The 13,926-nt window shown below is 67.5% G+C and carries 10 protein-coding genes; 2 read left to right on the top strand and 8 right to left on the bottom strand.

What is annotated here, in order from left to right:
* Nucleotides 1–12: 12 nt before the first annotated feature.
* Both ACIQLL_RS07685 and ACIQLL_RS07680 read right to left on the bottom strand, forming a co-directional pair.
* Nucleotides 13–897, bottom strand: coding sequence for a universal stress protein (locus ACIQLL_RS07685; RefSeq protein WP_402465080.1), 885 nt, complete (start codon nt 895–897; stop codon nt 13–15).
* Nucleotides 898–1,138: 241 nt separating this feature from the next.
* Nucleotides 1,139–2,035 carry an NAD-dependent epimerase/dehydratase family protein gene (locus tag ACIQLL_RS07680; RefSeq protein WP_402465077.1) on the bottom strand — a complete coding sequence of 299 codons (897 nt, stop codon included), beginning with the start codon at nt 2,033–2,035 and terminating at the stop codon, nt 1,139–1,141.
* Nucleotides 2,036–2,117: 82 nt separating this feature from the next.
* On the opposite strand from ACIQLL_RS07680, the gene ACIQLL_RS07675 reads away from it, so the two are divergent.
* A complete protein-coding gene (locus ACIQLL_RS07675; RefSeq protein ID WP_402465074.1) occupies nt 2,118–2,705 on the top strand; it encodes a TetR/AcrR family transcriptional regulator in 588 nt (195 codons plus the stop codon).
* 22 nt (nt 2,706–2,727) lie between these two features.
* On the opposite strand, the gene ACIQLL_RS07670 is transcribed toward ACIQLL_RS07675, so the two are convergent.
* On the bottom strand, nt 2,728–2,940 hold the full coding sequence (locus ACIQLL_RS07670; RefSeq protein WP_402465071.1) for a hypothetical protein: 213 nt from the start codon (nt 2,938–2,940) through the stop codon (nt 2,728–2,730).
* Between the two features lie 49 nt (nt 2,941–2,989).
* On the opposite strand from ACIQLL_RS07670, the gene ACIQLL_RS07665 reads away from it, so the two are divergent.
* Entirely contained in the window at nt 2,990–3,259 is a 270-nt protein-coding gene (locus ACIQLL_RS07665; protein WP_402465069.1) for a hypothetical protein, read from the top strand.
* Nucleotides 3,260–3,481: 222 nt separating this feature from the next.
* Here ACIQLL_RS07665 and ACIQLL_RS07660 read toward each other — a convergent pair whose 3' ends face one another.
* From ACIQLL_RS07660 to ACIQLL_RS07640, 5 genes are all read right to left on the bottom strand, one after another.
* Nucleotides 3,482–4,138 (bottom strand): zeta toxin family protein, encoded by a 657-nt coding sequence (locus tag ACIQLL_RS07660; RefSeq protein WP_402466256.1) that lies wholly within the window; start codon nt 4,136–4,138, stop codon nt 3,482–3,484.
* Nucleotides 4,139–4,298: 160 nt separating this feature from the next.
* Nucleotides 4,299–4,742, bottom strand: a complete 444-nt coding sequence (locus tag ACIQLL_RS07655) for a sigma factor-like helix-turn-helix DNA-binding protein (protein ID WP_402465066.1) — start codon at nt 4,740–4,742, stop codon at nt 4,299–4,301.
* Between the two features lie 932 nt (nt 4,743–5,674).
* On the bottom strand, nt 5,675–6,991 hold the full coding sequence (locus ACIQLL_RS07650; protein WP_402465064.1) for an ISL3 family transposase: 1,317 nt from the start codon (nt 6,989–6,991) through the stop codon (nt 5,675–5,677).
* 197 nt (nt 6,992–7,188) lie between these two features.
* Nucleotides 7,189–7,581, bottom strand: a complete 393-nt coding sequence (locus tag ACIQLL_RS07645) for a hypothetical protein (RefSeq protein WP_402465061.1) — start codon at nt 7,579–7,581, stop codon at nt 7,189–7,191.
* 61 nt (nt 7,582–7,642) lie between these two features.
* Complete coding sequence (locus ACIQLL_RS07640; protein ID WP_402465058.1) at nt 7,643–13,885, bottom strand: RHS repeat-associated core domain-containing protein; 6,243 nt, start codon at nt 13,883–13,885, stop codon at nt 7,643–7,645.
* Nucleotides 13,886–13,926 lie beyond the last annotated feature (41 nt).

Here is a 13,926-nt window from a genome sequence, read left to right as displayed (position 1 = left end):
CGTCGTCGATGCTCAGTCGTGCTCGTGCTCGACGATCACCGCGCACGGGGCGAGCTTGAGCAGCCGATCGGGAACGGACCCGAGCATCCAACCGGCAGACTTCGGGTGACGGCGCCCTCCCACGACGACCAGGTCATCGGCGTGCGTTCCGGCGAGCAGCGTCTCCGCCGCGCGCCCCGACCGGACCTCGACGGACCACCGAACCGACGGATACGTGTCACCCCACCGGTCGGCGACAGCGACGAGGGCTTCCCTCGCATCGCTGCAGCAGCGATCGACCCAGGCGCGGTCAGCAGCGCGTGCTCCCCCGTGGTCCGGGTCGAACACATGGACGGCGAGGAGCTGCGCTGCCGCGCGTGCCGCCTCGTCGAACGCGAAGCCCAGCACGTGGTCGTCACGGTCCATCACATCGATGCCTACCAGGACACGCGACACCCGCCCGGCGGAGGCGCTGCCCGGGACGACGGCGACGGGTCCGTAGGCCCGCGCCGACAAGGTCGCCGACACCGAACCGAGGAGGAATCGATCGAACGTCCGCAGGCCACGGCTCCCCACCACGGTCAGCTCGCTCGTGCGGGACCGGTCGATGAGGACGCTCGCTGCTTCGCCCCGCACCGAGTCAAAGTGCAGATCGCCGTGCGGGACGTCCGACACACCGAGCTCGGCGAGGTGCTCCTGCGCGTGTCGGAGCACACCCAGAGAATTATCGTGCAGAACGTCCGGCACGTGTCCGAACTTCGCGGGGCCCGCTTGGACCGGCACCTGGTAGGCGTGCACGACCGTCAGACCTGTCTCCCTGCGGCAGGCGGCACCGACGGCCCACTCGAGGGAGTGCCGCGCCTCCTGCGAATCATCGAATCCGACGGTGATGCCATCGCGTCGCGCCGGTTCGTTCATCGTGTTCCCCTCCCGAGGACACCAGTACGCCACGCCGTGAGCGCTGTTTCGTAGAGTCTCTTGACACCCTCCCCCCGGGAGCCGAAGGTCCTCGGGGATTCTCGGTGGGCGACCCACCGAGAGCCTGCGGGGCAGCCCGCGTCGCGTGACCTTCGGGGCAGCAGCGCTTCGCCGCACCCCGGGGCGTCACCTCACCGTGCAGCGGTCCCGTTCGATGTGCCGGTCGAGCTTGGTGGTCCGCTCAGGCCGAGTCGTACGCTCCGTCGTGGATGTCTGCCTCAAGTGTGGAATGGGTCGGGGCCCAGCCCAGCAGGTTCTCGGTGCGCGTGCTGTTGGCGTGGATCGTCTGGGTGAAGAAGCGTCCGACCGAGCCGAAATGAGCCACCGCGTCCTCGCTCGGGATCGATGATGACGACAGTGAGTAACGTGCAGCGATGGCTTCGGCGATCGTGCGGGTGCTCACGGACTCCTCGCCGACGGCGTGGAGACGAGAGCCGGCCGGCGCGGTCTCGATGCTCAGACGAATCAGGCGGGCGGCATCGGCGCGATGCACGGCTGACCAGGTGTTGCTTCCCTCGTCGGGGTAGGCCGAGAACCCGTGGGCGTGAGCCGCGCGAACTAGTGCAGCGACAAACCCTGGATCACCGGGACCGTGGACGCTCGGCGCGAACCTGACGGCCATAGCGCGCACGTCGCGCTCGGAATAGTCCAGCGCAAGGTTCTCGCTGCCGCCACGCATCGAGTCAAGCCCGACCGCGGGCGACGGGTCGTCTTCCGTCGCGACTCCGTCGGACCGCACGCCGGCGAGGGCGGACGCCACCAGGAAGGCCCTGTCGGTGGCCGCCAGCGCGTCACCCAGAGTCCGCACAGCGTTGCGCTCGGCGCGGTTCATAACGTCGGGGTGGGCCCAGTCGTGCTTGTTCGCCAAGTGCACGACGGCGTCCGCCCTGCTGGCGCCCTGCCGCAGGGAGTCCGGGTCGTCGAGGTCGCCGTGCAGTGCCGTGACGCCTTGGCGCTCCATCGCGCGAGCTGTGGTGGCGGATCTGGCCAAGCCGGTCACCGTGTAGCCGGCCCCGAGGAGCTCGTCGACCACGGCGGACCCGATCCAGCCGCTGGCACCGGTCATGAAGATGTGCATGCTGACCTCCGTGAGAGTAGCGACTATCGTGTCAGTTACTGACGATACACGTAACGTCAGTAACTGACAATTGGGAGGTCGGATGCCGCGCGACAGTCGGGCCACGAGGCAGCGGCTGCAGGAAGCCGCACTGTCACTGTTCTCCCGCGACGGGTACGACGCCACGACCGCTACAGCGATCGCCCAGGCTGCCGGCGTCACCGAGCGGACCTTCTTCCGACACTTTGCCGACAAGCGTGACGTCCTGTTCACGCCGCAGGACGAGTTCGAGCGCCCTTTCCTCGAGGCAGCCGCCGGCGCACCTGACCCGAACGTGCGCGCCCTCATCGAGGCGTCGGTGCTGGCCGGTGCACAGTCGTTCCGTGACCGGCCGCGCACCTGGTCCCGCGCCCGCCAGGGCATCCTGGACGCCGAGGATCGACTCGCCGAACGCGAACGGTCCAAGCTCGCAAGCCTCGCAGGCTCTCTCGAGGATGCCTTCGCCGAGCGAGGAGCGGACAAGGTCACCGCGAGGCTGGGTGCGGAGATCGCCACCAGCACGTTCCGCATCGCGTTCCACCGCTGGATCAACAGCGATGACGGCGCCAATCTCGTCCAGGTTCAGCAGGACGTCCTGCGCCGGCTCGACGACGTCCTCGGTACTATCGAGCAACGCCGAGCCGTGCGATAACCGTCAGCCAGCCGGTGTCCCGTCACGCTGGCGGTGCCGACGCCTCGGTGTCGAGAGTCTCAAGCAGCGCACGAGTCTGCGCGACGTACCGGTCGCTGTACTCGGGGTCACTCACCTGCTTCGACGCGGCCATGGGCCGACCGGCCCGGTCGTAGAACACGCCAGTGCCCACCGACGCGTCGGTCAGGACCTTCTCCAGGACGGCAGCGGCGCCCTTGGGGTGCACCGAGATCACCGACCACCAGCGCTACCTCGACGCCAAGCCGAGGAGCTCAACGAAACGCTTGGCTTCCTCCACCTCACGCGAAGCCCTCGAGAAGCTACTCCAGATGCGGGCCTCCGGCTACATCCGGTCCTGGGTGCGACCGCACGCGATGGCCGAGCTGCTGGTGTCCATCGGCAACGGCGTCGCGACGCACGCCCACTACGGCGAGCCCGACATCGACGGCGTAATCGACCAGGTCGCCCTCCTGCTGCTGGCCGCACGCGACCAGAAGTCCAAGGTCTGGCCGACTGCAGCCAGAGCACTGCTCAAGCAGATGCGGACGGGATGACCGTCAGCAGTCACCGTGTCCAGCACCGGTCCGACCCGTGACCAGGTCCCGACCCGATCCCCCCACTGGCACCGCGACCCACTGCTGGCTTCGGCGAGCCCTCCCCCGTCCTCACGTCCCTCATCCGAATCGCTCGAGATTCCGCGGCTCGTCGTCGACGGTCGTCGGTCGCTGTCGGGCCCGTGGGGATACCGTAGATGCCCACCTAGATGCCCAGGAACGTCAGGCGTCGAGTGCGCGTGGCGGGTCGGCGTCGAGTCGGGCGAGCGCACCGTCGTCGTACTCGACGATGGTGACGTGCTCGATCGAGGTGCCGCCGGAGCGGATCGTCTCGGCGAGGTCGCGAACGTTGGTGCGGCAGGCGCTTGCTGATCTGGCGCCGGGGTAGGCGGCGTCGATGGTCTCTGGCAAGACCAGGCGTCCGCCGAGCTCGGGCTCAGCCTGGCGGCCGGTCCACCACCGCTCGACTGCGCGGGCGTGCGCGGTCCGTTGGTCCGTCTCGACGGACACGATGAGCAGTGCCTCGTAGTCGGCCTTCGCGAGGGACAGCAGGAGCCGCTCCCCGTACGCGGGTGACGCCATCGTGGCCTCGACCACGATGTCCATGCGCTGGGCGAGGGCGTCGCGGCGCACCGCGTTGGCCACCTCGGTGGACACGGTCTGCAGCAACGGCGACAGCTCCAGGGGACGTACGGTGCCACCGTCGGGCAGAGCCGTGGACAACAGATCGGCGTAGAACGCTGCATGCTCGGTGCACCAGCGGGCGAGGTAGTCCTTGACCCTGTCCGGGTCGATCACCAACCGCGAGCTCAGATCCGGGACCGCGATAGGCAGGATCGAGGACTTGCCAGCCCCAGGAGGGCCAGCCGTAGCGACCACACAAGTGCCCAGCCGCGTGACGCTCCCGGCGAAGGTGTCCAGGTACCAGTCGCGGGCCTCACGTACCAGGCGCCGCTGCTCCCCGCGGGTCAACAGCACGTCCAGCGGCGCCCCGCCGCGGACAGCGGCGCACGCAGCAGCGTGCGTGCTCGCGTGCAGATCACTCACGGTCGTCGAGAACCTGGTCGACCTCGTCCTCGCTGATCAACCCGTCCTCGCACAGCTCGTCCAAGTCGGCCCAGGAGTCGCCCGGCAGGACACCGTCGACCGGGTCGACGACGCGCGGCACCCATGACTCGATCGAGGCCAGCCGTTCCAGCATCTGCGCGGTAGAGATCTGCCCGACGAACCGCTGCAGCACGACCTCCTCGACCGACTCGCGATCGATACCCAGCGCGCGCGCCCGCACGATCATCCGGTGCACGCTCGCCTGAGACAGGTGCACCGCCGCAGCGATGTCTCGCTGCGGCAACCCGTCCAGCGACGCCAGATACACCTGTCGCATGCGGTCAATCTCGGCCAGGCGAGCGCGGACGTAGGACAGCCTCAGGCTCGGCTCGTGCGCGGCGACAGCAACAGCAGACATGGCTTCCTCCTCGACCACCAGGCTACGTCGTGATTCAACCTGAATCAATCCCGGTTGCAAGTTCACCGCCGGCACGACGTCGCGCCCTTTGGCACGCGGACTCGAACGACGCAAACATCTGCACCCAGCTCCTGCGGGAGTCCCGATCGGTGCGGCAGTCCCGACTGCGGTCACATCCCGCGGGCCTTCAGGCCGCAGATCAGCCAGGATGGTGAATGCCAACTGCCCTATCCGGCCGCGAAGTACGAGACGTGAGCCCCGACCCCGACCCCGCTCCCAACCTGGCCGTCTTCGATGGTCTGTACGCCGTCATCATGTACGCCAGTATGGGCGGCAGGTTGCGGTGGTCACCTGAGGACCACGCCTGGCGCCGCTGGAGCGGCCTCTACGACGACTGGGAGCCCACGGTCGACCCGAGCGCCTCGCCCGATGACGACGACCTGGGGGCCGCGCTCGCTCTCGCCGCGAGGCACGGCTGCTGGGATTGCGGCGATGGGCCAGCCGTGCACTTCATCGAAGCGGATGCCTTCGGTCGCCCGACCCGCTACTGCGTGCGGCGCCCGTCGGCCAGCATCGTCGGCAGCAGCGGCACGAAGAAGCACTGGGGCAGCCCGTACGGATGCCTCAACAGCAGCGCCCACCACGGGCAGTACGACGAATACGGACGCCATGACGGCATGTCCGCGCCCGGCGGATGGTTCCTGTACGGCGAGCCGCTGGCGGCTGACCGGGTGATGCAAGCGAGTGGTGCTCGCGCTGCACCCGGACGGCCGGCAACCTCGCTGCCAACTACGGGCTGTTCGGCGGCACACCTGAGGAGCAGGCAGCCGCCTGGGCCAAGTACGAGCAGGAGACAGCCAAGCAGGTCGAGAATCGAGTCGGAGCAGTGGCCAAGGCGTGGACGGAATGGATGTCGTAAGGCCGGCTGCAAATCGCAGGGCTATCTGGGCTCATCCGATCCGAAGGTGTAGTCGTGGTCTGAAGCCGCCGGCTTCCAGGAGCGATCGGGCGACGTAGTGGGTCAGGTTCCGGAAGCCCAGGGTGGAGCCGCGTAGGTGTTCGAGGCGGCCGTTGATGGCCTCGGTGGGGCCGTTGCTGTTGCCGGGCAGGTCGAAGAACGCCAACACGTCGTCGGCGCGCTTGGTGAGGGTCCGCCCGAGCGTGACGAGTTCGCTCAGCGCGGCCGGGACGCCGCGGGCCACCGAGTCGATCACCGCGGTCATGAGAGCCCGGCCCTGGGATCGGTCGGGATGGCGGTAGGCGGTGATCATGCGCTGGTAGATGCCCCAGGTCGCCTCGACCTCGATGTGCTCGTCGCGGGCGAACAGCGCCTCGATCCTGGTCTTCTGCTTGTCGGTGAGCAGGTCGGCGCCGGTGTGCAGGGTCCGCCGGGCGCGGTAGAGCGGATCCTTGGCGCGGCCGCGGTGGCCGTGCAGATCGAGCTGGACCCTGCGCCTGCAGCGGTCCAGGGCGTCGCCGGCCAACCTCACCACGTGGAAGGGGTCCATGACTGCGGTCGCGTCGGGCAGCTCCTCGGCCGCAGCGGTCTTGAAGCCGGTGAACCCGTCCATCGCGACCACCTCGACGCCGTCGCGCCAGGTCTTCGGGCGGGCAGCGAGCCAGGTCTTGAACGCGCTCTTGGATCGGCCCTCGACCATGTCCAGCAGACGGGCGGGTCCGGTGCCGTCGCGGATCGGGGTCAGGTCGATGACCACGGTCACGTACTTCTCGCCGCGGCGGGTGTGCCGCCACACGTGCTCGTCAACGCCGATGACGGCGACGCCGTCGAACCGGGCGGGGTCGTCGATCAGCAGCCGGCGACCTTCGGCCAGGACGGCGTCGTTCGCCGTGTCCCACGACACGTCAAGAGCTTCGGCGATCCTGGCGACCGTCAGATGCTGGGCAACCAGCGCGACCAAGGCCCAGCGCACCGCCGCCCGTGAGAGTTTCGCCCGTGGCTCGGCTGCGCCCGTGGTGTCCTGGCGCCACACCCGTCGGCAGATCGCGCAGCGGTAGCGGCGCACCCTGATCAGCAGCGTTGTCGGCCGCCATCCGAAGGGCTCGTGCGCCAGCAGCCGCGAGACGGTGTCACGCACGACGCCCTCGGCACCGCATCCGCGGCAGAACACGTCGTCCTCGCGCGTCAGGACGCGGCACTCCAGCACCGCACGGTCGGGCTCCAGGCGTTGCCCGGTCACGACGAGGCCGAGCTCGTCGAGGCGGCAGAACGTGGTCAGGTCAGGGCTGTGGAAGGTAGCGTCGCTCACGTCGAGGTCTTCTGGATGGGTTGGTGTAGGAACCCCCATCATCAGGGGACCTCGACCCATCTCCCGACCCGGTCACGCCACCGCTGCTACACCCTCAGATCGGATGAGCCGGATAAGGACCAAGTTCAGAAACACGCCCTAGTCGTAACCGGCGGAAACTGCGCGCTTAGCCAACGAATCAGGAACTGCGCCTGTGGTCAGAGCACGGACTGCACAACGTAGCTGAGGCCCACCGAAATGCCAAAGATGCCGACTTCTGCTGGTGCCGATAATGCCAACCGCGAAAGCCTAGATGGCTCCTCGGGTTCAAATATGTATCGACACAGGAATACGTAAAGCAAGTACACCCACGGCGCAAATAAGATGCCTCTTACGATGGGCCACGGGAGCGCGATCAGATTGTCGATCCAGATTGCAAGCCAGAGGCCGGGCAGAAACGTCGTGATTCCGAGCAGAAAGAGCGCCGCGGCAGCGGCAGCGAATTGCTCGCCGTTGCTGTTGGCGCGCGGACCCCCGCGCCAGTATCCGAACCACCCTTCGCGCACCTGCTGGCGACGATGCTCAGACTCCCGGAAGAACCTCGGGACCATGGAGGCAGCGAGGGTAAGGACTGGAGGTGTTTGAAGAAGTCGGGAGGGGCGCACCTCTCGCTCACCAACCATAACGCTCCTCGAGGTCGGCGGAGTATCTATTCATGTCATACAAGGTCGCCGCCGCATCTAGGTAGCCAGCGCGCGGAATAACCTCATCTTGCACAAAGTTTCCACGAGAACGCCACGTTCGAGAAGCCTGGTACTGACCAGCCTTCCTTGCTGCCGTCTGGCGAGCATAGAACATGCCCCGCGCGATTCGGGCACTGGCCCCCGCGCCCGCCGGCACGAATCCCAGCGCCGCGACTCCTGCTTCCTCAAGGCTAGACGCGGTAGCGACGTCGTATGCGGTCCACACCATCGTCGCGACTCCGCAAACTGCACAACCAAATAGAGCCGCAACAGAAAGGCCAGTCTTAACGCCCCCCAACACCGTGTCGCCGTGCTTGTCCCACCACGAACTTGATCGCGTTGAGTTGTCAGCGGCCGCCTGCCTCTCGCGACTCTTGCGCTCCCCTTCGTCTTTCGCGGCGGTGCGTTCGTCCCATTTCTTGTAGGTGCGGTCGACCTGGACATCAGCGTAGGACTTGTCCGGGTTCGCGGCGAAGTAGCGCACCGCTCGGTCGGTGTAGTTGTACCGCACCTTGACGCTCTTGCCTGTGTGCTCCTCGCGGACGGTCTTGACGCACGAGTTCGCCTTGGCGCACGGGTCGCCGCCGCTCTTGTCGGTCTGGGGGTTGTAGCCGGTGTGGCCGGCTCCCATGGGCAGCTCGCCGGTGGGGTCGGCCCAGGTGACCGGGTTGCTGTTCCCGTACGTGTAGGCCGACCACTGCTGCGGGTTGCCCAGGTCTATCACCGGGTCGACGCTGATGAACTTGCCCAGCCCCGGGTCGTAGTAGCGCGCCCCGACCGCCACCAGCCCAGTGGCATCGACGGGCTTGTCGAGGAACCCGTGATCACCCGTCCAGCTCGCCTGACCGCCGCGCGCATCCCCGAACGGAGTCGTGTACCGGCGCACCACCGTGTTGTCGGCCTGGTCGACCTGAACCGTGCCCGTGCCGTGATGATCGGCCACGACCGTGGTCATCCCCGACGCCCCACCAGCAGTCCGCACCGCGACCGTCGACCCTTCGAAGGTGTAGTACCGCTTCGTCGTCACCGAGCCCCCGGCCAGCGTGACCTCCTGCCCACCAGGCAGATACAACGTCGTGCTACCCCCCTCGGTACGCAGCAGCCGCTCACCATCAGCGGTATACACGTTCGAACCCGCCGTGGTGCCACCCTCCGTCACGGTCGCGAGCTCACCCTCGGCATCCCACGTCAAGGACTGGGCAGGCTCACCCGCCCGATCCCGAGTCGTCATGTTCCCCGCCGCGTCGTACCCGTAGGTGGACGTACCAGCGTCGGCACCGGTCGCAGTGACCTGCGTCGTGGCATGCGGTCGAGCCTGTCCCGAGCCCGGATAGGTGTAGGTGCTCGTCGTCGTGCCCGCACCCCGCTCCACCAGCCCGGTACGGTTACCCACCGCATCGAAGGAGTACGAGTTCCAGTACTTCGCCGCCCCGCCCAACGCACTGACCGACCGCGCCGACGCACAGTCCCCCGACGACGGCGTCCACGCCTCGGTCATCCGCCGCAGCCCGTCATAGTCGAAGCATTGCACGTCACTGGTGCCGCCATCAGGAGTGTCCGCGACCTTGAGCACGTTGCCCGCATCGTCATAGCTGTAGGCCGCGTCGTAGTCGTAGCCGGCCCGCCCACCACGCGCCACCCACGACGTCTGCAGACGGCGAGTACCGGTAGCGAACTGCTGATGCCACATCACCGAGTAGTTCGACCCCAGATCGGCACGCAGCAGCTCTCCATACGGCGAGTGATCGCTGCCGGCCACGACCGCGCCCCACGGAGTGTTGAACATGGCGAACTCCGTACCGACCTGGTGAGGCTGATTCGCGTCGTCGTAGAACGTCGTGACGCGTTCGGGTCCGAGGTTGCCCACCCCGGGGAGTGTCATCTCCTCGATGCGGCCGTCCTCGGTGTACTCGTACCCGGTCGTGTAGGAACCGGTGAGGCTGCCGTGCCCGGACGGGACCGTCACCGTCTGCCCCAGCGGCTGGTAGCGGTCGTCGTACCCCGTGACCGCCACCGTGTACGTCTTGCCGTCCGCCACACGCTCCGAACGCGTCAACTGTCCCTTGACCAGGGTGTCGTACACCCACCGGGCACGCACCGTGCCGGTCGTCGTGTCGTCGCGCATGCTCGTGCGACGACCGAGGTTGTCGTAGGTGTACGCCAGCGTCTCCCCGCGGGCGTCGGTCGTGGTGGTGACCTGACCCGCCAGGTCGTAGGTCGTGCTTGAGGTGCCCTTGTCCGGGTCGGTCGCGGAAATCTGACGACCGCGCAGGTCGTAGCCGTAGGACCACTCGTTCCCGGCCGCGTCGGTCATGCCCGTCAGGCGAGCGCCCGCGTCGTAGGAGTAAGTGGTGTCCTGGTGGTCCCCGCTGGGGTTGTGACCGAGGTACTCGCGCAGCCGCGTGGTGTTGCCTCGCACATCCACGAAGGTGGTCGTCGCGGTGCCACCCACCGGCGGATCGACCGTGACTCGGTCACCACCATAGGTGGTGGTCGTGCGCCACTCTTCGACCTCGTTGACGCGGAAGATCTCGCGGATCGCACGCCCGGCGCCGTCATAGTCAGTCACCACCGACCCCGGCACGGCCGCACTCGTAGTGACCAGGGTGGTGGCCGGGCTACCGGTGGTGAACCAGGGCCGGTTCTCCTTGACCGCCAGACCACGCGAGTCATAGAAGGTGTCGGTGACGACCCGGCCAGGGTTGTTGTGGTCGGCCGAGGGCGCCTGTGTCTGACGCTGCCGCAGCAGACCGTCGTAGATCGTGGTCGAGGTCTGGTAGGACGTCGCGTCGTGGTTCAGCGCCGAGCTGGTGACGGCGTTCTGCCCGGTCGACCGCACCGTGTAGGAGTACTTCACGCTCGGGGTGTCGGTGCCCTTGACCCGGCCTGGCAGCCATACCTGCGTCAACCGACCCAGCGCGTCATAGGTGCCGGTGGCGACCTTGCCCGCCGGATCGGTCACCTTGGTCGGCACACCCCAGGCAGGATCGACATTGGTGACCGTCACGTGCCTGGTCAGCGGGCCCGAACCATCCGGGTCCGGAGACGTGACCGTCAGCTTCGTGGTGGAGCCTTCCTCGTCGGTGTACGAGGTCGTGGTGGTGCGTCCCAACGCATCGGTACTGCTGGTCACACGCCCGTACGCGTCGTAGGCGGTCTGCGCGACGGTCTTGTACACCGCCGCGCCGCCCGAGTACGAGCCCGCCTCCTGGCGCAGCGTCTGGCGCCCCTTGCTCGGGGCCGCACCAACGCTTCCACCGTCGTAGCTGAACCGCTCGTCGGTGATCACGTCGCCGGGACGCGAAGGTGTCGCCGAGCACTTGACCGACACGGACTCGACGCGCCGCGGGGTCTGGAGGATGTTCTTACTCGTGTTGCGGGCATACCAGGTGCGGGTGCACACGTTGTCCGCCGACGTCGAATTGTCGCCGGTGTCGTTGACCTGAGTGGGCATGCCGTAGGAGTCGAACGTGGTGTACACGTTCGAGGTCCGTACCCCGCCGGAGGCCAGCGTCGTCTCGGTCGTGGCCTGTTTGACGCCGGTGTGGAACGCCTTGTCGCCGTCGGCGTCCGTCGCCGTCGCCGACGAACGCCACGGCACGTTCTTGACCCGTTCCACGACGCTCACACCGTTGTAGGTGACCGTCTCGCGCAGCATCCCCGCGTACTCGTCGTGGTCCGTGATCCCGTCGACGGACACCGACTTCGTCCCGCCCGAGGCGGTGCGGTCACCGTCCATACCGCGGAAGTACCGGTAGACGGTCTTGGTCTGCGGCTGGCCCGGCGCCTCGGGATCACCGGCGCGCACCGTGGTCGTCGCATACCCACGCCACTGGCTCCACGTGCGCCGCTTCTTGGGCACCAACGGGTTGTCGTCGTAGTGCCACGCCGGCGAACCCGAGTAGGTGTAGTACGTCACCACGGGGTCAGATCCGCTGGCGCGGGCGTTCTCCGTGACCGTGTGGACCAGGTACTTGTGGAAGTACTCCATCTCCGGCTCGCTTGCACCCTCGGGCGTCCAGTAGACCGGCATGCATCGTTTGCCGTTGGACGCCGGGTCACTTGGTAGCGACGACGGCGAGCAGTTGGTGCCGTGATAGGCGATCGAGGTGACGCCACCGGACTCAGACTGGATCGAGCTGAGCCGGTATCGGTTCATCGCCAGGCGGCCATCGGCGCGCGAGTCGACGCGGTTGGCCTTCTGCACCCCGCTGAACGTCGTGGCCGGCAGCGTGATCGTCGTGCCACCGGCAGTCCCCCGGTGCTGGACCGACTTCAGCCACAGCGTGGCGTTCGACCCGTCACCGGGGTCAGGCAAGGTGTGCGTCAGGTCCCACCGGTCCACGCTGCGCCACCCCGACCCGTTGAGGTTGCGGATCTGGGTCGTGACACGCGTCAGACGCCGGTTCGAGAAGAACACCGGGGAGGTGACGTTCGGGCACGTGTTCTCGGTGCACACGAGGTCGGTGGGTACGTCGGGCCAGTCTTGCGGGTTGTCCTTCGCTGTGGCCCAGTCGCATCCCGAACCCAGGCAACGGTAGCCCCGCGTGAACTCGACCCGCGCGAAGGTCGTGCTGCCCACATCTGAGCCCGTCCGGTTGCCGAACTCGACGCGCGCCAGCGTGCCGCCAGAGACGTACGACTGCGTCGCGGTGTTGTTGTCGTACCCGTACCGGTTCCACTCCCGGCCATAGCGGTAGGTCATCGAGTTGCCCGAGGTGTCGACCACGTAGTCCAGGTTCCACCGCCACACCTGGTTGCAGCGCGAAGCGGCGAAGGTCGAGGCGTGGCACGGCTCACCGGGGTGGTTGCCGTAGACCGGCACGATCCAGTCCGAGTACAGCTTGCCGTCACTGGAGGACCGCTTGCCGCGGCCAAACCAGTACCGTGTGCCGTCCGCGGTGGTGACCTTCCAGTACTCCTTGTCGTTGTCTCCGTTCCAGCCACCCGTGAGCTTCTCGACCCGGGTGTTGTCGTCACTCTTGAGCCGCCACGCGCCGGAAGTCTCGTCACGGATCAGCTCGTTGGCCTTCCCGCCGAAAACGAGCGTGGCATTGTCGTCCTGCCAGCACAGGTCTCCGGTCTTGTGACTCGCGTTGTTCGGCGTGCTGCCGTCGACGTCGGCCGTGTCCTGTGCGCACGGGACGTACTTGCGCTCGACGTATCCGCCGGTCGACAGGTTCCACCCGTCACCGATCGCACCGGACTGGTTGTTCGTCGAAGCCACCCGCCCATCCAGCGACCCCGAGTTGTACGTGAGCTCGATCTTGGGCTCGAGCCCACCCGGTGTGGCCGGTACCCGCATCGGATACGTCCACGAGAAGGTGCCCGACTGATTCGAGACATCCCACGACGCCGACGGGCTCAGAGGTGTCGCCGACCAATCACCGCCCGATCCCGACACGCCCGCCGACAACGCCAACACCGTCATCGACGCCGTAGCCAACGATGTCGAAGACTGACGCTCCCCGCTGACGGGCTCGCCGCCACCGTCCAGATCGACCATCGCGGTGAACGTCCGCGCCTCGGCGTCGACCACAGCATCGTCGACCACCGACTGGGTAGAGCACTGCGGATCCTCGGGTGTCTCCAGCGCGCACGCCGGAAGTTCCACCACCCGAGCCCGCTGCCAGAAGTCTCCGCCCATGTCTCCCAGCGCCGTGGCGTCGACCGTCGCCTCGACCCGACCTGACGCGACCCTCGTGCCAGGCGTCGACGGCGCCGACGCACCCGCCGCTACGATCAACCCGACGCCAGCAGCCTCGGCCCGCTCGCCACCAACCGCACGCACCTCGACGTTCGCACCGGCGGCAGACTTCCCCGTCGCGATGACCTGTACCGGAAGATCGCCGGCGCGCCCTTTGGCCCGGCCATGCTCAGGGACCGCCAGCTCCACCGTTCCGTCGTCGATCATCGCAGTGGCGGCCAGCTCCTCACCGCTCGATTCAGCCCAGTCGGTCGTGCCCTCCACCGTCGACAGATCCTGCGACGCCGCCGGCACCGGACTCGTCGCCATCAACGCATCGACTCGCTCACCATCACCCCACAGCTTCTCGCCGTAGGCCGCCCGTTCCGCCAGCGACCAGTCCTCACGCTCGGCCAGCGACGGGCCTTCGTCCGCCCGCGGCTGCGCCGCAGCCGGCAGTCCTGAACCCATCAGCACCACACTCATTGCCAATGCAACAACTCGATATCCGGAAGCCATCAGTCACA

The organism is Isoptericola aurantiacus (genome assembly GCF_044769875.1).
Taxonomy (GTDB): Bacteria; Actinomycetota; Actinomycetes; order Actinomycetales; family Cellulomonadaceae; genus Isoptericola; species Isoptericola aurantiacus.
Note: the sequence above shows the minus strand (reverse complement) of the source record. Positions and strands in the feature narration are given on the sequence as shown.

What these genes read in the sequence shown, in the direction of transcription:
- ACIQLL_RS07685 (WP_402465080.1), bottom strand. Translation starts at nt 897, where the DNA reads ATGAACGAACCGGCGCGACGCGATGGCATCACCGTCGGATTCGATGAT.
- ACIQLL_RS07680 (WP_402465077.1), bottom strand. Translation starts at nt 2,035, where the DNA reads ATGCACATCTTCATGACCGGTGCCAGCGGCTGGATCGGGTCCGCCGTG.
- ACIQLL_RS07675 (WP_402465074.1), top strand. Translation starts at nt 2,118, where the DNA reads ATGCCGCGCGACAGTCGGGCCACGAGGCAGCGGCTGCAGGAAGCCGCA.
- ACIQLL_RS07645 (WP_402465061.1), bottom strand. Translation starts at nt 7,581, where the DNA reads ATGGTCCCGAGGTTCTTCCGGGAGTCTGAGCATCGTCGCCAGCAGGTG.
- ACIQLL_RS07640 (WP_402465058.1), bottom strand. Translation starts at nt 13,885, where the DNA reads ATGAGTGTGGTGCTGATGGGTTCAGGACTGCCGGCTGCGGCGCAGCCG.